The organism is Pedobacter sp. AW31-3R, from assembly GCF_052180285.1.
Lineage (GTDB): Bacteria > Bacteroidota > Bacteroidia > Sphingobacteriales > Sphingobacteriaceae > Pedobacter.
In genome coordinates this window covers 5,569,974-5,590,571 of sequence record NZ_CP197475.1, presented here as the reverse complement: position 1 = coordinate 5,590,571, position 20,598 = coordinate 5,569,974, and the positions used below count along the sequence as shown (strand labels likewise).

Annotated in this window: 19 protein-coding genes; 6 read left to right on the top strand and 13 right to left on the bottom strand. The window is 43.0% G+C overall.

The annotated features are described in order from the left end of the window. Positions 1-5: 5 nt before the first annotated feature. Both tsaD and ACSBL2_RS22865 read left to right on the top strand, forming a co-directional pair. The gene (gene tsaD, locus ACSBL2_RS22870; protein WP_442588881.1) at positions 6-1,007 is read left to right on the top strand and encodes a tRNA (adenosine(37)-N6)-threonylcarbamoyltransferase complex transferase subunit TsaD; all 1,002 of its coding nucleotides are present in this window, start codon (positions 6-8) and stop codon (positions 1,005-1,007) included. 27 nt (positions 1,008-1,034) lie between these two features. Continuing rightward, positions 1,035-1,208 (top strand): hypothetical protein, encoded by a 174-nt coding sequence (locus ACSBL2_RS22865; protein ID WP_442588880.1) that lies wholly within the window; start codon positions 1,035-1,037, stop codon positions 1,206-1,208. A gap of 169 nt (positions 1,209-1,377) precedes the next feature. Here ACSBL2_RS22865 and recA read toward each other — a convergent pair whose 3' ends face one another. The 4 genes from recA to ACSBL2_RS22845 all read right to left on the bottom strand — a co-directional run bounded on the left by recA (position 1,378) and on the right by ACSBL2_RS22845 (position 4,129). After that, positions 1,378-2,391, bottom strand: coding sequence for a recombinase RecA (gene recA / locus ACSBL2_RS22860; protein WP_442588879.1), 1,014 nt, complete (start codon positions 2,389-2,391; stop codon positions 1,378-1,380). Positions 2,392-2,530: 139 nt separating this feature from the next. Further along, entirely contained in the window at positions 2,531-3,193 is a 663-nt protein-coding gene (gene nth, locus ACSBL2_RS22855) for an endonuclease III (RefSeq protein ID WP_442588878.1), read from the bottom strand. A 68-nt stretch (positions 3,194-3,261) separates the two neighbouring features. After that, complete coding sequence (locus ACSBL2_RS22850; protein ID WP_442588877.1) at positions 3,262-3,459, bottom strand: hypothetical protein; 198 nt, start codon at positions 3,457-3,459, stop codon at positions 3,262-3,264. Positions 3,460-3,553: 94 nt separating this feature from the next. After that, entirely contained in the window at positions 3,554-4,129 is a 576-nt protein-coding gene (locus ACSBL2_RS22845; RefSeq protein WP_442588876.1) for an RNA polymerase sigma factor, read from the bottom strand. Between the two features lie 266 nt (positions 4,130-4,395). On the opposite strand from ACSBL2_RS22845, the gene uvrA reads away from it, so the two are divergent. Together uvrA and ACSBL2_RS22835 are read left to right on the top strand one after the other, a co-directional pair. Next, positions 4,396-7,197, top strand: a complete 2,802-nt coding sequence (gene uvrA / locus ACSBL2_RS22840; RefSeq protein ID WP_442588875.1) for an excinuclease ABC subunit UvrA — start codon at positions 4,396-4,398, stop codon at positions 7,195-7,197. 16 nt (positions 7,198-7,213) lie between these two features. Next, complete coding sequence (locus tag ACSBL2_RS22835; protein ID WP_442588874.1) at positions 7,214-7,840, top strand: LysE family transporter; 627 nt, start codon at positions 7,214-7,216, stop codon at positions 7,838-7,840. Positions 7,841-7,883: 43 nt separating this feature from the next. Here ACSBL2_RS22835 and ACSBL2_RS22830 read toward each other — a convergent pair whose 3' ends face one another. The 9 genes from ACSBL2_RS22830 to ACSBL2_RS22790 form a co-directional block, all read right to left on the bottom strand. After that, complete coding sequence (locus ACSBL2_RS22830; protein ID WP_442588873.1) at positions 7,884-8,921, bottom strand: DUF2157 domain-containing protein; 1,038 nt, start codon at positions 8,919-8,921, stop codon at positions 7,884-7,886. Positions 8,922-8,937: 16 nt separating this feature from the next. Then, positions 8,938-11,166, bottom strand: a complete 2,229-nt coding sequence (locus ACSBL2_RS22825; protein WP_442588872.1) for a cation:proton antiporter domain-containing protein — start codon at positions 11,164-11,166, stop codon at positions 8,938-8,940. Between the two features lie 57 nt (positions 11,167-11,223). Continuing rightward, positions 11,224-11,541 carry a hypothetical protein gene (locus tag ACSBL2_RS22820; RefSeq protein ID WP_442588871.1) on the bottom strand — a complete coding sequence of 106 codons (318 nt, stop codon included), beginning with the start codon at positions 11,539-11,541 and terminating at the stop codon, positions 11,224-11,226. A gap of 96 nt (positions 11,542-11,637) precedes the next feature. After that, positions 11,638-12,573: a bifunctional riboflavin kinase/FAD synthetase gene (locus tag ACSBL2_RS22815; protein ID WP_442588870.1), complete on the bottom strand. Its 936-nt coding sequence runs from the start codon at positions 12,571-12,573 to the stop codon at positions 11,638-11,640. Between the two features lie 10 nt (positions 12,574-12,583). Beyond that, a complete protein-coding gene (locus tag ACSBL2_RS22810; RefSeq protein WP_442588869.1) occupies positions 12,584-13,447 on the bottom strand; it encodes a YitT family protein in 864 nt (287 codons plus the stop codon). Beyond that, the gene (truB, locus tag ACSBL2_RS22805; protein WP_442588868.1) at positions 13,440-14,189 is read right to left on the bottom strand and encodes a tRNA pseudouridine(55) synthase TruB; all 750 of its coding nucleotides are present in this window, start codon (positions 14,187-14,189) and stop codon (positions 13,440-13,442) included. Before truB ends, ACSBL2_RS22810 begins: the two co-directional genes overlap by 8 nt. Positions 14,190-14,237: 48 nt before the next feature. Next, the gene (locus ACSBL2_RS22800; protein WP_442588867.1) at positions 14,238-15,032 is read right to left on the bottom strand and encodes an undecaprenyl-diphosphate phosphatase; all 795 of its coding nucleotides are present in this window, start codon (positions 15,030-15,032) and stop codon (positions 14,238-14,240) included. 6 nt (positions 15,033-15,038) lie between these two features. Next, positions 15,039-15,263, bottom strand: a complete 225-nt coding sequence (locus ACSBL2_RS22795; RefSeq protein ID WP_442588866.1) for a DUF3098 domain-containing protein — start codon at positions 15,261-15,263, stop codon at positions 15,039-15,041. After that, the gene (locus tag ACSBL2_RS22790) at positions 15,263-16,141 is read right to left on the bottom strand and encodes a cell division protein FtsX (protein ID WP_442588865.1); all 879 of its coding nucleotides are present in this window, start codon (positions 16,139-16,141) and stop codon (positions 15,263-15,265) included. Before ACSBL2_RS22790 ends, ACSBL2_RS22795 begins: the two co-directional genes overlap by 1 nt. 361 nt (positions 16,142-16,502) lie before the next feature. Here ACSBL2_RS22790 and ACSBL2_RS22785 point away from each other — a divergent pair, with 361 nt between their 5' ends. Both ACSBL2_RS22785 and ACSBL2_RS22780 read left to right on the top strand, forming a co-directional pair. Beyond that, entirely contained in the window at positions 16,503-17,537 is a 1,035-nt protein-coding gene (locus ACSBL2_RS22785) for a FecR family protein (protein WP_442588864.1), read from the top strand. Position 17,538: 1 nt separating this feature from the next. Then, positions 17,539-20,574, top strand: a complete 3,036-nt coding sequence (locus ACSBL2_RS22780; RefSeq protein ID WP_442588863.1) for a TonB-dependent receptor — start codon at positions 17,539-17,541, stop codon at positions 20,572-20,574. Positions 20,575-20,598: the final 24 nt, after the last annotated feature.

The window sequence follows — 20,598 nt, the reverse complement described above, 5'->3', positions numbered from 1 at the left end:
TCAACGTGTCTGTAATACTTGCTATCGAATCTTCCTGTGATGAAACTTCAGTTGCTATATGTGACAACGGCAAAATTACTGCCAATGTTATCGCAAACCAAACAATTCATCAAAATTATGGCGGTGTAATCCCTGAGTTGGCCTCAAGGGTACATCAGCAAAATATTGTACCCGTAATACAGCAAGCGTTAATTGATGCTAAAGTAAGCAAAAAGGAGCTAACTGCGGTAGCTTTTACCCGCGGACCTGGATTATTGGGCTCTTTATTGGTTGGTGTTTCTTTTGCCAAGTCCTTTGCCTTAGCACTTGACCTTCCATTAATTGCGATTAACCATATGCATGCGCATATTCTTGCACATTTTATTGAAGACCCTAAACCTTCATTTCCATTTTTATGTCTTACCGTTTCCGGGGGACATACACAGATTGTGCTCGTAAAGGATTATTTCGATATGGAAATTGTGGGCTCAACACTGGATGATGCAGCAGGGGAGGCTTTTGACAAAACAGCAAAGATCCTGAATCTGCCTTATCCCGGGGGACCGCTAATTGATGTACACGCAAGAACGGGAAATCCCCTGGCTTTCAAGTTTCCGGAACCACAGATCAAAGGGCTGAACTATAGTTTTAGCGGATTGAAAACGGCGATTCTATATTTTATAAGGGACAACGAAAAAGTAAATCCTAATTTCATCAGTGAAAACCTGGATGATATTTGTGCTTCTGTACAGTATAGTATTGTCAATATCCTGCTGAATAAGGTAAAGAAAGCTGCCCAGGAGTATCAGATTAAAGATATTGCTATTGCCGGTGGTGTTTCTGCAAATACTGGTCTGAGGAATACACTTGCACAGTTTGCAGAGAGACTGGGATGGAATGTCTATATTCCCGCATTTGAATATTGTACGGATAATGCGGCGATGATTGCTATTGCAGGACATTATAAGTATATCAAAAAAGAATTTGTCGGGCAGGAAATTGCACCAACATCAAGAATGGAATTTTAATTATAATAATCAGCTTTTATGAATTCGATGAGTTTTCTCTTTTTCGGTTTAATGTTAATCCCTTTTGTACTGTTCATTCTATGGATCATCAAACAGGATAAAAAAAAGAATTATATAGGGCTGGCCATCCTTGTGGTTGCGATTATCATTGCAGCTTATGTGGCTATTAATGTGGATATGAAATATATGAACCCTCAATAGTGCAGAGCACTGGTATTGGCACACAGAAAAGCTGATCTGCTTTTAATGGCCCTACATTAAACAGAGGTATATCAAGTAATTATATTTATTCAAATAAAATGGCCCATAAAGACAAGCATTATGGGCCATTTTAATATATCTAGAAGTTTAATCTATCTGTAAGAAAGAATTACAACAGTTCTTCCAGTTTTTCACCAGTGACTTCCTGTCTGATTTTTTTCTCGATTTCTTCAGCCAACTCCGGATTATCCAATAACAATTGTTTCACTGCATCACGGCCTTGTCCTAATTTCGTATCTCCGTAAGAGAACCATGAGCCTGCTTTTTTCACGATATTGAAATCTACACCGAGGTCAATAATTTCTCCGACTTTAGAGATCCCCTGACCGAACATGATGTCAAATTCCGCGATACGGAAAGGAGGGGCAACTTTATTCTTAACGATTTTCACTTTTACCCTGTTACCCGATACTTCATCAGAATCTTTGATCTGTGAGGTCCTGCGGATATCCAAACGTACAGAAGCATAAAATTTAAGGGCATTACCACCGGTAGTTGTTTCCGGGTTACCGAACATCACACCAATCTTTTCACGTAACTGGTTGATGAAGATACAGCAGCAGCCAGTTTTGGCAATCGTACCGGTAAGCTTTCTCAATGCCTGTGACATTAAACGTGCCTGCAGACCCATTTTAGAATCTCCCATTTCACCTTCAATCTCTGCTTTTGGAACCAGGGCTGCAACAGAGTCAATTACAATCACATCAATTGCACCTGAACGGATCAGGTTATCCGCGATTTCCAATGCCTGTTCACCATTGTCTGGTTGTGAGATCAGCAGGTTGTCCACATCAACACCTAATTTCTTCGCATAGAATTTATCGAAGGCATGTTCCGCGTCAATAAATGCAGCTACACCACCTTGTTTCTGTGCTTCAGCAATAATATGCGTCGCTAAAGTAGTTTTACCGGATGACTCAGGGCCATAAATTTCAATGACACGGCCTTTTGGAACCCCACCAATACCTAAAGCGATATCGAGACTGATGGAACCTGTTGAAATGGATTCAATTGACTCTACCGGAGAATCGCCCAATTTCATGACGGCACCTTTACCATAAGACTTTTCTAACTTATCAAGAGTCAGTTGTAATGCTTTTAATTTATCTGCGTTTGGATTCATTTTATTAAATTGATGGAGTAAATATAAAATATTTAATCTGTATAAAGTCTGTTTATTAAAGCCTTAACTAAATTACTTAGCAAAAGTAGTCAATGTTTTTGTATTTCTGCATAATGTGGATAAAATTTTAATATTATCATTAAATAACACTAAGATTATTAGTTTGCTTGCTGAGCTTATCATAATACCTGCAGATTGACGTAATCTCGCAAACCGTGCATTTTGGAGAGCGTGCAACACATACGTACCTTCCATGGAGGATCAGCCAATGGTGCGCAATATGTATCGTTTCTTTCGGCAAATACTTCACCAGGTCTTTTTCTACTGCCAGCGGCGTTTTTCCGTTGGTGAGCCCAATTCTGTTGGCTACCCGGAAAACATGCGTGTCTACTGCCATTGCAGGTGCGTTATAAATGACAGAAGCAATTACATTTGCCGTCTTCCTGCCTACCCCTGGCATTTTTTGAAGCTGGTCTATATCTGAAGGGACTTCATTGTTAAAATCGTTCAGTAACATATTGGCCATGCCGACAAGATGTTTGGCTTTATTGTTCGGGTAACTCACGCTACGGATATAATCAAAAACAATATCAGGGGTCACCTCTGCCAGTGCCCTGGCATTCGGAAAGCGCTGAAAAAGTGCGGGGGTAACCTGGTTGATGCGTTTATCTGTGCATTGTGCGGAAAGAATGACCGCTACCAGCAGCTGAAAAGGGTTGTTGTAATGGAGTTCTGTCTCAGCATCAGGCTGTTTAGCAGAAAAATGGGCGACGAACTGTTTATATCTTTCTTTTTTTAGCATGTGCAAAGATAATACGGGAAAAACAAAAAGCCGCCTGGTTATGGCGGCTTAAATTTTTTCTGAAGGAATTATAAAGACCTTGAATAGGCAAGGATCTTTCTTATCGTTTCTTCTTCCGGGTTCTTGTGCAGTTGTTCCAACTGTGGTTTTAAACTTTCATAAAACATTAAATCCAGGTCGTTGAAAGTCTCATTACTTAAGTTCTCCGGAGTCTGATTTAAGTAATTTAAGTTGTTGATAGGAGTAGAGGTTGTTATCATAAGCATATAAAAACTGTTTGTTTTTCCTAATTTAACGAAACAATTTAACATTTATTTCAAACCCACCAACAATATTATTATTGATCTTTTTATGAAATGATTAGGTTACTTCTTTCACCTTCATCATCTTACGCAGATTGCTCAGGGCATATCTCATTCTTCCCAGAGCTGTATTGATACTGACCTCCGTCAGGTCCGCAATCTCCTTAAAGCTCAGATCTGCATAGTGACGCATAATTAAAACTTCTTTCTGCTCATCAGGAAGTAACTGGATCAGTGTCCTCAGGTCAGTGTGTGTCTGATCTCTCAATATCCTTTCTTCTGCACTTTCTTCATGAATCTGCAGCATATTGAGAACGTCTGTTCCATCTGCACTGGTAATCACCGGTGCACGTTTTTCCCTTCTGAAGTAATCGATCACCAGATTGTGCGCGATACGCATTACCCATGGTAAAAACTTGCCTTCTTCGTTGTATCTTCCGGATCTGAGCGTATTGATGACTTTGATGAAAGCATCCTGAAAGATGTCTTCAGCCAGGTACTGATCTTTTACCAGTAAATAAATAGAGGTGTATATTTTTGATTTATGTCTTCTTAAAAGTTCTTCCAACACAGACTCGTCTCCGGCTAAATATAACTTTACCAAGTCCTGATCACTATATGATTGTAATTTCATAGGATTATCTTATACTAAATTCTTGCTTTTTCGGTGCTAAAAATGCTTAGTAGAGGTTTTAATCGATAGCGTTTCTCCTATGTTGTTTTAAGATGGATTGATGTTCTAATGAGTTGATAATTCAAAAGAACCATTTTTTTATCATAAATAAAGAATAAAAGTACTAAAAAAAATTAAAAGTAGTTAAAGAGAAGTATTTTTGCATCCGCTATGAAAACCAATCCATGGTTTTTTCAGTTATATTAGGACTATCTATCAGCAAATAAATGAGCAAGGAAATCGAGAAAGATTCACATAAAAACATAATCATAAAGGGTGCCAGGGTACATAACCTTAAAAATATTGATGTTGCCATACCTAAAAATAAGTTGGTAGTGATTACCGGAATGTCAGGTTCAGGCAAATCATCGCTGGCTTTTGATACCCTTTATGCTGAAGGCCAGCGGAGATATGTGGAGAGTCTGTCCTCCTATGCCAGGCAGTTTATGGGCAGGATGAATAAGCCCGATGTGGATTATATCAAAGGTATCGCCCCTGCCATTGCGATTGAGCAGAAAGTGATTACCTCTAATCCACGCTCAACTGTAGGTACTTCCACCGAGATTTATGATTACCTGAAGTTGCTGTTTTCAAGGATCGGAAAAACCTATTCCCCGGTTTCCGGAAATCTTGTCAAGAAAGATACCGTGAGCACCGTGGTGGATTTTGTTTCCAGCCTTGGAGAGGACAGCGTGGCGACGATCTTTTGTCCCCTTTTTCCACATAACAACAGGTCCATTAAAGAGGAACTTGCTATTTTACTGCAAAAGGGCTTCCTGAGAATTTTCCTGGACGAAAAGATCTATAAAATTGAATCTATCCTGGAAGATGAAGGCTTTAAAGACAGGGAACTGAAAGATGAGTTTACCATTAAGATCCTGATTGACCGGATTGTTTTCCATGAGGATGAAGAAACACTAAGCAGGCTGGCCGATTCGGTGCAGACTGCCTTTTTTGAGGGTAAGGGGGATTGCTTTGTCGAACATGAAGGATCTACCAGTCATTTCAGTGACCGCTTTGAACTGGATGATATCCGTTTCGAAGAACCTACGCCAAACTTTTTCAGCTTCAATAATCCATATGGTGCCTGTAAGCGCTGTGAAGGATATGGAAATGTGATTGGTATTGATGAAGACCTGGTGATTCCGGATAAAAGCAAAAGCTTGTATGACAATGCTATTGCGCCCTGGCGCGGAGAGAAAATGCGTGAATGGCTGAATAAGCTGATTAAAAATGCCGCTAAATTTGATTTCCCTATCCACCGTTCCTACAGTGAACTGACCGAAAAGGAACAGCGCCTGGTGTGGACAGGTAATAAGTATTTCGAAGGGCTGGATGCCTTTTTTAAAGAACTGGAAGAACAAACCTATAAAATTCAGTACAGGGTCATGTTGTCACGTTACCGTGGTAAAACCATCTGCCCGGACTGTAAGGGATCACGTTTGCGGAAAGATGCATCCTATGTAAAGATAGGGGGGAAATCGATTATTGATATTGTCCTGATGCCCCTGTCTTCTATTCAGCAATTTTTTGATGAGCTCGACCTGTCGGAAACCGATCAGAAAATATCGCGGCGTTTGCTGGCCGAAGTGGTCAGCCGTGTGCTTTACCTGAATAATGTTGGGTTGGGTTATTTAACGCTGAACAGGCTATCCAATACGCTGTCTGGTGGAGAATCACAGCGTATCAACCTCGCCACCTCTCTTGGCAGCAGTCTGGTTGGTTCTATCTATGTATTGGATGAACCCAGCATCGGCCTGCACCCCCGTGATACGAATAAACTGATTGAAGTACTGGAGTCGTTGCGGAATGTCGGAAATACAGTCCTGGTGGTGGAACATGAAGAGGAGATGATGAGAGCCGCGGACCATATCATAGATATTGGTCCTGAAGCGGGAACCCATGGAGGGAACCTGGTGTTCAGCGGTACCTATGACCAGATCATTAAAGATAAAAAGAGCCTGACAGGAATGTATCTTTCCGGTAAGGAACAGATTGTTGTCCCTAAAAAACGAAGGGCCTGGGCCGATCATATTTTAATTAAGGGGGCAAGGGAGAATAACCTTAAAAATATAGATGTAAAATTCCCTCTGGGTGTATTTACTGTGGTGAGTGGGGTTTCCGGATCTGGAAAAACAAGTCTGGTAAAAAAGATTATGTACCCTGCCCTTCAAAAGGCAATTGGTAATTATGCAGGTGAGCAAACAGGTTTGTACGATGGTATTTTTGGAAATTATGATTTGATCAGTCAGGTAGAAATGGTCGACCAGAATCCTATCGGACGCTCTTCCAGATCTAATCCTGTAACCTACGTTAAAGCCTGGGATGATGTACGTGCCCTGTTTTCTGCCTTGCCGGCTGCTAAAGCTTCGGGGTTAAAACCGGCGGCATTCTCTTTCAATGTGGAAGGCGGAAGGTGCGATGTTTGCCAGGGAGAGGGGGAAGTGAAAATTGAGATGCAGTTTATGGCTGATATTTATCTCCCTTGTGAAGCCTGTGGTGGCAGAAGGTTTAAGCAGCAGGTACTGGATGTGACTTACCAGGATAAGAACGTAGCCGATATTCTTGACCTTACCATCGATGAGGCTGTAGCCTTCTTTAAAAATGAACCTAAAATATTAAATAAACTTCAACCGCTGGTAGATGTAGGCTTGGGATATGTTCACCTCGGCCAGTCGTCCAATACCCTTTCAGGAGGTGAAGCACAGCGTATCAAGCTGGCTTCGTTCTTAATTAAGGGAAATAATGCGAGCAAGACGCTGTTTATCTTTGATGAGCCGACAACAGGTTTGCACTTCCATGATATTAAAAAATTGCTGATTGCGCTGAATACATTAATTGAACAGGGAAATACGATACTGGTGATTGAACATAACATGGACATGATCAAGTCGGCCGACTGGGTCATTGACATTGGTCCTGAGGGTGGCGACAAAGGCGGGAATTTAGTTTTTGAGGGGACACCTGAAGAGCTTGTACAATCAAAGGATTCTTATACAGCAAAGTATTTGAAATTGCATTTGAAATAATTACATATATTCGCCCATGCTTTTTCTCACATTCTTCCTGGGTTTGATCTTAAATGCAATAGGTTATATTCCACCGGGAAACATTAATCTTACAGTTGTTCAGATCACTATCAACAGGGGGATTAAGCAGGCTTTGAACTTTATTTTTGCTTTTGCATCTGTAGAGCTGCTGTTTACGTTCGGAGTGATGCGTTTTGTCCGCTGGCTGGACAGTGAGATTGACCTGGGAGGTGTCATTGATGCGGCCATGATTGTTGTTTTTCTTGTACTGGGCATCATCACCTGGAGATCAAGGAAGCAAATGCCCAAGCAGGATTATTCGAATAAAGACAGTATTAAATATGGTTTATTGTTAGGGGTACTCAATCCTATGCAGGTTCCTTACTGGCTGTTTGTGGGTACCTACCTGATCTCTCATGAATGGATAGATATCGGCTATCTCTCCCTGTCTGTATTTAGTGTAGGTTCTGCCATAGGTGCCGGAGTTGCCCTCTATGGCTTCGCCCGTTTTTCTGCCTATATTAAAGATAAGTTTACACTGAATAACTATACCCTGAACAGGGCAATTGCCTTGTTATTCTTTTGTCTGTCCAGTTATCATGTATTTAAACTGGGCTATACCTTCCTGATCAAACACCATTGATCTGCTGGAGGCCCCCTGTCCTGTTAACCGCAAGCCCGTACGCTTATTTTTTGAGAAACTCCACGTTCCATATCTTTTCCGCCCTGCGGCCAATCACCCAGAAGGAAGCGGCGAGTACAGAAAAGAACAGGGCTTTATGCCAGCTGTCCCAGAAATATTCGAAATAGCGGGTATATAAATTCAGGAAGAGGAAGGTAATACCAAACTCTCTTGCCACATCATCACGGTATTTCAATCCCACAAAAATGCTGATCACACAGGCAACAGCAGAAATAATCGCCCAGTAAAACAGGCTGATCTGTTTAATGCCATACCAGTCATCCAGTGTGACGAAATTCCCGAACACGGAGATCAGCCACAGGGAGACGAAAAGATAAATCATTCCGCTGATGTAAGTCGTCAGGAAAAAGAACTGGAAGGATTTTACCTTTTTAAGGAAAAGGGAAATCAAGGTGAGGGCCAGGCCGAATACCACAAACCTCAAAGGATAATTCATGCCCAGAAAGTAGAGGTTCCCCCTGGATAGATACCCTGTTTCGGTGCCGAACCAGGTACCCAGGGAAATCAATACAAATACCCATATGAGCCGTGATTTGAACACATGGGCAAGAATACCATAAATGAAGACAGAGAACAGGATGAGCAGGGAAAAGTGTGTGCCACTACTATTAATTGCCTTACCAAGGTAGGCAATGGCATTGGCGGTGAGCATGACAGCGGTGAAAATAATCGCATCATTGCTGAACACTTCCATGGGCAGTGATTTCTTCCGGCGGAAGCTTAACCAGTACAATAAGGCGGCAACAGCAGCAGAAAGCAGGCTGATGATCCCGTCCGGGGTATCATACAGCTTCTTCAGGTAATCGAGCATTTTATTGTCGACCAGCAATGCGCCCAGGGAGATGACACCGCATGCCATAGCGATCCAGAAGGAATACTGGGCAAGCCGGCGCCAGTCGAAAGATTTCGCCTCATAACTTCCTTTCAACCGGACCAGGTCGGCTTCAGTAAGCAGCTTTTCGTCTTTCCAGTGTTCCAGCATTTCATCCAGAAAATCACTTTTCTCCTGATCTATCTTCATTTATTGCCGATTTATATTAGAGTTTCTTTAGTAAATCAGGAATTTTTTTATTGTTCCCCACAATCCATACAATATCTTCGTTTTCAAATACCAGGTTAGAATCCGGGTTAAGGATTCTTTTTCCATTGCGTTCTATACCTACGACAAGGCCCTGCGTTTTTTCCCTTATTCCCGAATCCCTTATGGTCTGCGCAAACACAGGTGAACTGCTGTTGATCACTATTTTCTGCAGCGTCATATCTTTTTTAGGGAAGTTATTTTCTTTGTTTTCTTCAGTACTTCCTTCAAAAAGATCCTTCACTGCGGCTAACTGGTCGTCCGTTCCGATTAGTAATACCTTATCGTTCGGATACAGGCGTTCATCACGGCTGGGCGTAGGGATCATTATTTTTCCACGCTCAATCATAGCAATATTTACGCCGTATTTTTCGCGTACAGCAAGTTCTATGAGCGACTTACCTACCAGGCTTGATTCCGGTGCCACACTCAGCTCCGCAAGGTGGGTATCCCAGGGAAGGATTTCCGGCTGTGCATTCTGGGTCTCCCGGGCATTCAGGTTATAGAGGAAACGGTTTTCCAGGGTATCGTAAAAACGCTGTAGTTTTCTGGAGAAAATAGTCATAACGGAGACAATTAAGGCCAGTGCAATGGTCACTGCAATCCAGGTATTGTAAAATTGGAAAAGCAGGAAACCGACAGAAAAAACAGCGAGGCCAATCCGGAGTACTTCCAGCGAGATCAATGGTCCCCTTGTATATTTTTTATTCAGCCATAAATGGGAATAGGCCTTCCTTTCAATTCTCCTGATTGCCAATGCCCATAAGAACGGAGCCATAATAATCAATGAAAGCACCAGGGTGATGATGATCCCTTTGTTGCCATTGATCAGGTTTTTTGTGATCAAAGGATGCAGGTACCTTGAACTTAAAAATATAATCCCTATCAGGATCACAGAGTGGATAATGGTATTAAAAGTATACGCTTTCAACAAGATCTTCCAGTCGCTTAAAGTGGTAATTCCCGCAGTACTTGAGCTGTACCTGCTGATTGCAGCAACCCACTTTTTAGGGAGTGTACGTTCCAGGAAGAGGTAAAAAGGCTCTGATGCCTTGATCAGATAAGGGGTGGTAAAGGTGGTAATTGCTGAAACAGCCACGGCAATGGGGTAAAGGAAATCACTCGTTACTTTTAAAGTTAGTCCCAGGGTGGCGATAATAAAAGAAAACTCCCCGATTTGGGCCAGGCTTAATCCGGTTTGCACGGCTGTTTTTAAGGGCTGGCCAGAGAGGAGGGCGCCGAGGCCTGAACTCAGGAATTTTCCGGCTACGGTAGCCAGGGTGATCACCAGGATCGGAAGGGCATAATCGATGAGGATTCCCGGATCGATGAGCATACCTACAGAAACAAAGAATATAGCAGCAAACAGATCTTTCACAGACTTCGTGAGGTGTTCAATTTTCTCTGCCTGCGTAGTTTCTGCAAGGATAGAACCCATGATAAAGGCACCCAATGCAGGTGAGAAGCCAACCTGTACGGCAAGCATCACCATTAATAAACACAAGGCAATAGAAACAACGAGCATGGTCTCATCATTCATGAGCTTGCGTGTGGCCTTTAAAAAGGTAGGCACCAGGAAGATCCCTCCAATAAACCACAGGACCAGGAAGAAACAGAGCTTGAGGATCGAAAACACCATTTCTGATCCGGCAAACTGCTGACTCACCGCCAGCGTGGAAAGGAGTACCAATAATAAGATGGCCACCAGATCTTCCACAATGAGGACCCCAAAAACGAGTCCTGCGAATTTCTTGTGTTTTACCCCAAGTTCTTCAAAAGCCCGGATGATGATGGTTGTTGACGAAACGGATAGAATCCCTCCGAGGAAGATACTGTCCATCGTCGCCCATCCCATGGCCTTACCAGCTACGAAGCCGATGATGAGCATAAAGACAACTTCCACAATGGCCGTAATCGAAGCAGAGCCTCCTACTTTAACGAGTTTTTTAAAACTGAATTCCAGTCCGAGGCTGAAGAGTAAAAAGATAACCCCTATTTCTGCCCAGATATGAACACTTTCATTGTCGGTAACAGTAGGAACGAATTTGATATGGGGACCTACAAGAAGTCCTGCGAGAATATAACCCAGTACAAGGGGCTGTTTAATTTTTTTGAACAGGAGCGTGGTTATTCCTGCGGCTGCGAGTATTAAACCTAAATCAGTTATTAATACGGGTAGGTGAAGCATAAAAGCATTGCTATTTAAATATAAAAAATCATGTTAACTGGTATATATCGCTGTACATTACCAGAATACATGTTTAGGATATAAACACTGTTGTATAAACTTATAGTTTAGCCGCGGTTGTGCCGTATAAATCTTAACAGGTGCAGAACGCTCTGCCTTATATTCCTGGCTATGAAATAGGAAGATACAGGGAACGATGACTTTTTTGATGTCCTGACGGTTTAAGGTAGGGAGTTCAAAATAATCCTTGCTGACATTGGAGTGGTCATCGGGACTGGTCTTGAATAAGCAATGAAAGAGGCCTGATCTTTTTTTTATTGCAGCGCTATAGGCAGCCTTTTTATCCGCGGGCCTTGCCGCAAAGGATGAATGCATAATAAAAAGTAAACAAACAATCGTTAAAAAGCATCTCATTGTTGTAAATATACAAAAATAAGGTGCCTTTTTTTATAAAACAGGGGCTAATTTGTCCTATAGGTGTTTGTCGAAGAAAGCCAGTGTATTTTCCTTGTCTTTACTCAGCTGGAGCTGAAGTGCTTCCAGTCCCTCGAATTTTACATCATGCCTTAAAAATTCAAGGAAATTCATTTTTATGCTTTGCCCGTAAATTTCCCGGTTAAAGTCGAAGATATTGACCTCAATATTTCTGGTCATGCCATTGATGGTAGGGCGCTGACCGATATAAGCCATGCCTTTGAAAACTTCGTTTTCCATTTCCACTGTAACGGCATATATCCCATCTGAGGGAATAAGTTTATACGGCTGCTCAATAAAGATATTTGCGGTAGGGTAGCCAATGGTACGGCCAATTTTATCGCCTTTTACGACCGGGCCGGTCAGTGAAAAATGATAACCCAGGTAGGCTGCTGCCAAAGCTACATTACCGTTTAAAAGGGATTCCCTGATTTTGGTAGAACTCACGGCAACGTCATTGATATCCTGTTCACCAATTTCTTCGATCGTATAATTGTAAATCCCGGAATAGGCAAGCAGGTCTGTCGTTCCTCCTTTCCTGTCTTTACCAAAACGGTGGTCATAACCCACAATCAGCTGTTTGATGCCAATCGTTTGCACCAGGATATGTTCAATATAATCTGCCGGACTCATGTTCGAGAAATCCCGTGTAAATGGAGTAATGATGAGGTGGTCAACTCCAAGGGAGGCCAGTATTTCTGCTTTTTCCTCAATGGTGTTGATCATTTTCAAGTCCTGGTTCTCCGGATCGATGATCAGTCGCGGGTGCGGAAAAAATGTAAGGATCACACTTTCTCCCCCGCTGGCTTTTGCAAGTTCACAAAGGCGTTTAATAATCTTCTGGTGTCCGAAATGAACCCCGTCAAACGTACCAATAGTGGCTACGGCATTGTTTAGCCTTTTAAATTCAGACAGGTGATGATATATTTTCAAAACTTTAAATTTAATGTAGAGACTGGCGTTTGACCACACCACCCTTGATATCAGAGATCTGCTGCTGCACGATAAATGCATCAGGGTCAATCTGTCTGATCTCGCTTTGTAATTTACCTATTTCGAGCTTCGTTAATACAGTATATAAAATGTCGATATCTTTCTTTTCTCCATAACCACCTTCGCCTTTATATACGGTTACTCCGCGCTTCATGTCGTTGATCAGGAATTGTTTGATGTCTTCCCTGTATTCTGAGATAATGGTTACCCCAATATATTGCTCCAGCCCGTTCACCACAAAATCGATGGTTTTGGAAGCCGATAAATAGGTGAGTATGGCATACATCGCGATTTCTGTGCCCAGAAATATGGCCGCCACCCCAAATATGAGGATGTTTAAAATCAGGATGATATTGCCTACGGTAAACATGCTGTTTTTACTGAGGTAGAGGGCCAGGACTTCTGTCCCGTCAATTACACATCCTCCCCGCATAGCGAGACCGATACCCCCGCCGAGAAAGAGTCCCCCGAAAAAGGCCACCAGCAGCGGGTCATGGGTAACAGGTTTAAAAGGGATGGTAACGAGTACCAAGGAAAGCACACCGATGGCAAAGGCCGTTTTAAACGCAAATACTTTGCCTATTTGCCGGTAACCCAGAAGGACAAAGGGGATGTTGATCAGGACGATCAGGTAGGAGAGTTTAAAGCCTGTCAAGGTACTGATCAGAAGGGAAATTCCGGTTACCCCGCCATCAATAAAACCATTGGGCATTAAAAATCCTTCCAGTCCGAAACAGGCGGAAACAATCCCACAGCCGATCAGGATGAACTCCCTCAGGTGTCGCAGGTACTGGTTGCTCAAGTGGTTATGCATTCTCGTCTTTTAGGGTCTGTCGTTCTATTGCAGCTTCTTCTCTCTTCTGACGAAGATAAGTAACCAGATCGGTTACTTCAATAGCGTCAGCCAAATGAAAATCACCACTTCTGGTCCGTGTTAACTTCGACAGGTAAGCCCCGTTGTTCAGGTGTTTCCCGAAGTCGGAAACCAGCGACCTGATATAAGTCCCTTTGCTGCATACGATTCTGAAATCGACCTCCGGAAGGGCAATTCTGGTAATTTCAAATGTCGATACCGTAACGGAACGAAGTCTCAGTTCCTGTTCTTCCCCTCTGCGGGCTTTCACATACAAACGCTCCCCATTGACTTTCACTGCGGAATGTGCAGGCGGATATTGCTGGATATCTCCTGTGAAGGGGATTGCTGCGGCATGAATTTCCTCCTCATTCAGGTGACCAAAAGGGAACTCTGCATCCACCGCGGTCTCCATATCGAATGAAGGGGTAGTGGCACCAAGGACCATTGTCCCGGTGTATTCTTTATCTTCTGCCTGAAAGGTGTCGATCTGTTTGGTCATTTTTCCCGTACAAAGGATCAGTAACCCTGTTGCCAGGGGATCCAAGGTTCCGGCATGACCTACTTTTAATTTTTGCGGCTTTAAGGAGTTTCTAATCTTTCCCACAACGTCGAAACTTGTCCATTTATAGGGTTTGTTGATGAGTAACAACTCTCCCCCGGCAAAATCGAAGATTCTTTCCTGTAACTTTTCTACACTCAAAACGTTAATCTAAATAAGCGGTAAATATGGTGTTATTTTTCAGATTTTCTATATAATCTGAAGATTATGACCGCTTTGTAACAGGGCGATGATAATGAGTCCTGCAATAATGCGATACCAGCCAAACATTCTGAATCCATTCTTGTTCAGGTAGCCGATAAAACTTTTGATGGCCAGCAGGGCAACAATAAAGGCCACAATATTTCCGACAGCCAGTACCTGTACCTGCTGACTGGTAATCGTATGGCCTTCCTGGTAAAAGTCCAGTAGTTTTTTGGCCGTAGCAGCGAACATGGTAGGTACAGCTAAGAAAAAGGAGAATTCGGCGGCAACTTTTCTGCTCAATCCGATGGACATCCCTCCAACGATACTTGCGCCGGATCTTGAAGTACCCGGGATCATGGCCAGACATTGAAAAAAACCTATTTTCAAGGCGGTCAGGTAGTTGATCTCTTTCTCTTCATGAATCGTTGTATGGCTAAACCATTTGTCGACAAAAAGCAGGATTACTCCACCTATCACCAGCGAGATCGCTACCGTCATCGGGCTTTCCAGCATCTGGTCAATTTTATCACTCAGCAAGAGGCCGAAAACCGCAGCAGGGATAAAAGCCACAATAAGTTTAAGGTAGAAATTGAAGCTCTGGAAGAAACGTTTAAAATACAATACGATCACGGACAGGATTGCTCCCAGCTGGATAACGATCGTAAATAATTTAACAAAAGGATCGGAAGCTATGCCCATAACAGACGAGGCTACAATCATGTGTCCTGTTGAAGAAACAGGCAAAAACTCGGTAAGTCCCTCTATAACAGCGAGAATAATTGCTTGTAAGAAATCCATTAAAAATTACTTTTTTAGTATTGCATACACGCCAAAACCGAAACCAAATAAGACTAACATTGGAGCAACCAATGTCTTCCTGACATCATAAATATCTGTTGTTCCTATCATCAGAATAAATCCTAGGATAACAATGGCGATGCTGATCAATAACAGCTGATAATTCTTTTTGGTAAAAACCAATTCGTTTTTCGGATCCCTGTTTACAGGAGTTGCTTTCTTTTCTGTCATTATCTATAAAGGTCGTAAATTTTCAATCGTAAATATTTGCTCACTGCAAATGAAGTGCTGATAGCGGTAATAAATATACCCGTACCAAGCAGGAAGAGCAGGACAAAGCCAAACTCGGTATAATTTCTTAGAATAATTATCTCAGGCATTTCCTGCTGTGCATAATAAAGCAGGGCCAATAACAGAATAACGGCAATAATCGAAGCAATCAGTCCGTGCAGCATGGCAATCAGGACAAAGGGCCTGCGGATGAACCCTTTTGTTGCCCCTACGAGCTGCATACTCTTGATGAGGAAGCGCTGTGAATAGATGGCAAGGTGAATCGTGTTATTGATTAAGGCTACAGAAATGATCAGCAGGATAACCGCAAAGCCCAGAATGATCAAACCAATGGTATTGATGTTATTGTTGACCATATCAATTAAAGAACTTTGATAAATCACCTCTTTCACTACAGGGTTTTTGCTGATCTGTGCTTTCAGTGTATCAATACTTTTATTGTTGGCATAATCAGCCTTCATATAGACGTCAACAGTAGAGAGCAGGGGATTGTATCCCAGAAAGTCTACGAAATCTTCCCCCAGGTCCTGAGTCAAGTTTTTCGCCGCCAGCTCCTTATTCACATATTGTGTCTGCTTGATCGCCGGATTTGCATTCAGTTCTTTCTGGAACTGCAAGACTTCTGCTTCCTTGGCACCTTCATCGACAATGATATTCAATACAATATTCTCTTTCACGTAGTTAGAAAGGTTCTTTGCATGTACCAGTATTAAACCCAGTATCCCAAGCATTAACAAAACCAATGTTATACTGAATATAGTAGAAATGTATATGGTTTTTGTCTTTTTAGAAGCATCGCTAACTTCAAATTCTTCCATGTAATTGTGTTTATGTTCTGCGAAAATAAAAAATATAAGCAACTATATATAAATTATATGGCATTTATAAATGATAATATAGTCGATTCATTTCTCTTCTAGGTAAGAACGTCTGTTTGAAGGAAATAGTTTTTGAAGGTGCATCGTGTTTGTTTGTTTGTTTGTTTGTCTGGATTTGGAAGGAGGGTAAAATTACATTCAACTTCAGACTTCGGAGAAACGGGCTTGGAAGTGCCGGCTTCATGGGCTGTAACCCGGTGATTGAGGGACAAACCGGGAGCAAGTAATTTTTTTTCAAAAATAATTGAAGCATGGGATAAAACAGCCTTTTGAAACTGTATAGTAGGTGTACAGCATGATTATGGCACAACATATTAACGATTATTCCGGGTACGACCTCTACGACTTTTTAATGGATCAGGACTTTAAGTACTGGGCATTAACGGAAGACAATGATGCGGCCGACTATTGGTCGGCAGTAATGCACACTTATCCTGAAAAAAAACAGCTCATACTGGAAGCCAAACGGATTGTCATTTCCTTAAAAAAGGAAAATCCTTCGGCTGCAGACAGGAAAAAAGCAATTTGGGACCATATTGAAAATGAGATTGATGAACTGCCTGACCTTCCTTCAGCAGAAAAAAGGGGAGTGGTAAAAAGATTATATAAATATGCTGCTGCAGCCCTGCTTGTTGTGGGGGTATCATTGGCTTTTTGGTTGAGACAGGATTCAGGGATGGTTTCGGTAAATACCGGTAACGGAGAAAGTCAGACCATAGTGTTACCCGATAGTTCTGTGGTACAACTGGCGGCGAATTCATCGCTTACTTATGCTAAAAAAGCCGGTTCGAAAAAGATCAGGGAAGTATATGTGAGTGGGGAGGCATGGTTTAAAGTGCGGCATATCAATAAAAACCCATCTCAAATCCATGCAGGAGAACGGTTTGTGGTACACCTGAAACACGCTTTTGATGTCGAAGTCCTGGGGACTGTCTTTAGCGTGAACGATCGCCGTGGGAAGGCAATGGTCAACCTGGAGTCTGGTGCAGTGAAGGTGATCACTCCTCAGAATCAGCTGCTGCTGAAACCTGGTGAATCTGCCGTTATGGCCCGGAAAAAAGTGACCGTGATGAAAACAGTTCAACAAGCTACACTGGTTCATCAATGGCACAACCAGACTTTGCTGATGGACAAGACTTCCGTAAAAGAAGTCATTGCTGTGCTGGAAGATAATTATGGAATTAAGATCAATGTCGCTGTGAAGTCCATATTGGACAAACAGCTGGATGGGAGTATTCCACTGAATGATGAGCAGCGTGCGCTGCTGATCCTGAACAGTATCACCGGAACGCAAAGCAGCAGGCAACTGGATACCCTTACTTTAATTCCGAATTAAGATGAGGAAAATACTTTGTCTCCTGAGCGGAATTTTATTGTTACATAGCCTTGCGGTAAATGCACAAGCCAGGCGTAGTCTTAAACAGGCCCTTGAAATTTTCGGGAAAAGCAGAAAGGTGAAGTTTGCCTATGAGCATAAGCTGGTGGCTAACATCTATGTGAATTATGACCCTGTGGGCATGAAATCGGGAACTACGGCCGCTGCACTGGCAGTTTTGCTGCAAAATACCGGACTCAGTTATCAATCTATCGGGAAAGATTTCTTTACGATCCTGAAAGCCGGTGCGGTCAGGGAAGAAGTCCGCCAGACAGGGATAGCGGAACTGGCTGCAGCGAATGATCCAGTCGCAGTCATTGCGCAGGTTCCGGGTGGGAAGATCGGCATCATGGGAACCCTTAGACATAAGGATGGAAAACCCATTGAAAGTGCTACAGTAGGGATCAGTCAGTTGGGGATCAGCCGTACCACGGATGAAAAGGGGTTTTATTTTTTCTCCGATCTCATTCCCGGAAAAGTTACCGTAAAGGCGCAATTCCTGACGATGGTTTTACAGGAAAAAGAACTCCTGCTGGAAAAGGGGAAAAGTTATACGCTTGATTTCGTGATGCAGGAAAACGTCCTTAACCTGAAAGAAGTAGTAGTTGTTGCCTCGGAAAGCAAGGCAGGATCAGCCACGGCCTCCCTGATTTCCCAGAAAGCGATAGAGCATTTACAGGCGACAAACCTGAACGATGTGCTCCAGCTGCTCCCTGGTGCGCTGGCAGGTAATCCAGATTTCTCCAACGTCAACAAAGCTTCCATCCGCCAGTTGAATACGGATAATATGGGAAGCCTGGGTACGGCAGTCCTGATCAATGAGATTCCGGTATCTAACAATGCGAACCTGCAGGTCATCAATCCGGCCAGGGCTGGTGCCAATGCTTCTTTTTCCACGAGTACCGGTAGCGGAACAGACCTGAGGCAGATCTCTGCTGATAATATTGAATCTGTACAGGTGATCCGCGGGGTACCTTCGGTAGAATATGGCGATCTGACCAATGGTGCCATACTGGTAAAAACGAAAGCGGGGATATCGCCATTACAGCTGAAGGCGCGTATCAACCCCGTGTTAACGCAATTATGGGCCGGACAGGGCTTTGATCTCGGGAAAAAGGGCGGGAGTTTGTATGCAGATATCGATTATACCAAAGCATACAGTGATCAGCGCTATTCTTTTGATGCCTATAACAGGGTGACAGGAGGTTTGCTCTATTCCAAAACCGTATTTAAAGAGAAACCCTTGTCAACAACGACAGGTTTTTCTTATGCCATGAACCTGGATGAACAGAAGCAGGATCCGGATGATGTCGCGACACAGACACAACACCGGGCAAAGGATTATGCGTATCGTTTCCATACTTCAGGGAAATGGAGCCTGAATCAGGTTTTCGCCAGAATGCTGAACTATAACTTCAGCGTCAATTATGCTGTACAGAAGGGCTACCAGCAGGAACTGCTCAGCAATTATACTTATCCTATGTCTACCGCGACAAAGGATACCACCATGGCCGGTCAGTATGTGCCGAATGAATACCTGAGTAAGGTATGGATTGAAGGGAAACCCATGAATGTCTTTGCCAAGGTGACCAATAGTTTTTACCTGAAATCGGGCAGCTTTAACCACCGTTTCCTGATGGGGGCCGAGTGGCGTACCGACGTGAATTTTGGAGCCGGCAAATCCTATGATGTCAATCTTCCGCCACGTACTTCAAACTATGCTTCGACCAGGCTGTTCTCTTACAAGGACATTCCGGCACTTCATCAGCTTTCCGCTTATGTGGAGGACAATATCTCGGGAAAGATTTTCAACAGAACACTCTACATCCAGGCGGGACTCCGATATGATAATGTACAGCCTAAAGGCTTGTTTGCTTCTAATATGGGCAGGATTCTCGCTCCGCGGGTTAATTTCTCCTATGAGATTGCACCACAACTGCATATCCGGGCAGGTTATGGGATGACGGCCAAGGCACCGACCTTGTTGTACCTGTATCCTCAGGATGCTTATTTTGATCTGCTGAACCTTAATTATTATGCGGATAATCCGGCAGAGCGACTCGTGGTGGTTACGACAAGGGTATTTAACAGCAAAAATGAAAACCTTAAAATTGCGACCAACAGGAAAACAGAATTCGGATTTGATTATACATTTCTGGAAAATAAGCGCTTAACGGTAACTGCTTATCAGGAGCAGTTAAAAAACGGATATAGTTTTAATACCACTTTTGAGAGCCTGAAGATGGTGGCGGTGGACAACTATAGTGTCCTTTCCGCCCCTGTGGGACAACAGCCAGTCCTGAATCCTGTTCCAGTAAGTACTACCATTTATGCTTTGCCTTTTAATACCCCGGACAATAACCTGTCGACCCGTAATAAAGGAGTAGAGTTTGATCTTGACCTGGGCCGTTTTGAAGCCTTGCGGACTTCATTTGTTTTCAATGGTGCCTGGATGGATACACGCACGACAAATACCTCTTATTATATCCTGAAAAGGCAACTGAGCAATAAGGAACCTGAACAGATCCCTTTTTATGCACCTGGCAGGGGAAATGAATACAGCCGCATGAGCACGACCTTGCGGATGATCCACCATATTCCGCAGCTGAGGTTCATTATTACCCTTTCTGCCCAGACCGTGTGGAGTGATAAGAATAAGTACATCGGGTACGAATCACTCCCTGTGGGCTATGTAAGTACCAGCAACAACCAGATCACCTGGTTGTCTGAGGCGGAAAGAAATAGTCCGGCTGTAGTCAATAATGCCGAGTTTAACCTCAATGTATCCCCCCAGTACTACGTGACAGAAAGCTGGAAACCCCTGTGGCTGTTTAATCTTCGCTTAACCAAAGAGCTGGGCAGGGCAATAGGGTTTTCGTTTTTTGCCAATAATGTATTGATGGACAGGCCGCTTCAGGAAAGTACGCGATGGACGGGTACGTATAGCAGAAGAAACCCCACCTTATTTTTCGGAACGGAACTGAGCATCAAATTTTAATTTAAAATGCACACACACCAATTT

What these genes read in the sequence shown, in the direction of transcription:
- ACSBL2_RS22865 (WP_442588880.1), top strand. Translation starts at nt 1,035, where the DNA reads ATGAGTTTTCTCTTTTTCGGTTTAATGTTAATCCCTTTTGTACTGTTC.
- recA (WP_442588879.1), bottom strand. Translation starts at nt 2,391, where the DNA reads ATGAATCCAAACGCAGATAAATTAAAAGCATTACAACTGACTCTTGAT.
- nth (WP_442588878.1), bottom strand. Translation starts at nt 3,193, where the DNA reads ATGCTAAAAAAAGAAAGATATAAACAGTTCGTCGCCCATTTTTCTGCT.
- ACSBL2_RS22850 (WP_442588877.1), bottom strand. Translation starts at nt 3,459, where the DNA reads ATGCTTATGATAACAACCTCTACTCCTATCAACAACTTAAATTACTTA.
- ACSBL2_RS22845 (WP_442588876.1), bottom strand. Translation starts at nt 4,129, where the DNA reads ATGAAATTACAATCATATAGTGATCAGGACTTGGTAAAGTTATATTTA.
- uvrA (WP_442588875.1), top strand. Translation starts at nt 4,396, where the DNA reads ATGAGCAAGGAAATCGAGAAAGATTCACATAAAAACATAATCATAAAG.
- ACSBL2_RS22835 (WP_442588874.1), top strand. Translation starts at nt 7,214, where the DNA reads ATGCTTTTTCTCACATTCTTCCTGGGTTTGATCTTAAATGCAATAGGT.
- ACSBL2_RS22830 (WP_442588873.1), bottom strand. Translation starts at nt 8,921, where the DNA reads ATGAAGATAGATCAGGAGAAAAGTGATTTTCTGGATGAAATGCTGGAA.
- ACSBL2_RS22825 (WP_442588872.1), bottom strand. Translation starts at nt 11,166, where the DNA reads ATGCTTCACCTACCCGTATTAATAACTGATTTAGGTTTAATACTCGCA.
- ACSBL2_RS22820 (WP_442588871.1), bottom strand. Translation starts at nt 11,541, where the DNA reads ATGCATTCATCCTTTGCGGCAAGGCCCGCGGATAAAAAGGCTGCCTAT.
- ACSBL2_RS22810 (WP_442588869.1), bottom strand. Translation starts at nt 13,447, where the DNA reads ATGCATAACCACTTGAGCAACCAGTACCTGCGACACCTGAGGGAGTTC.
- ACSBL2_RS22800 (WP_442588867.1), bottom strand. Translation starts at nt 15,032, where the DNA reads ATGGATTTCTTACAAGCAATTATTCTCGCTGTTATAGAGGGACTTACC.
- ACSBL2_RS22795 (WP_442588866.1), bottom strand. Translation starts at nt 15,263, where the DNA reads ATGACAGAAAAGAAAGCAACTCCTGTAAACAGGGATCCGAAAAACGAA.
- ACSBL2_RS22790 (WP_442588865.1), bottom strand. Translation starts at nt 16,141, where the DNA reads ATGGAAGAATTTGAAGTTAGCGATGCTTCTAAAAAGACAAAAACCATA.
- ACSBL2_RS22785 (WP_442588864.1), top strand. Translation starts at nt 16,503, where the DNA reads ATGGCACAACATATTAACGATTATTCCGGGTACGACCTCTACGACTTT.
- ACSBL2_RS22780 (WP_442588863.1), top strand. Translation starts at nt 17,539, where the DNA reads ATGAGGAAAATACTTTGTCTCCTGAGCGGAATTTTATTGTTACATAGC.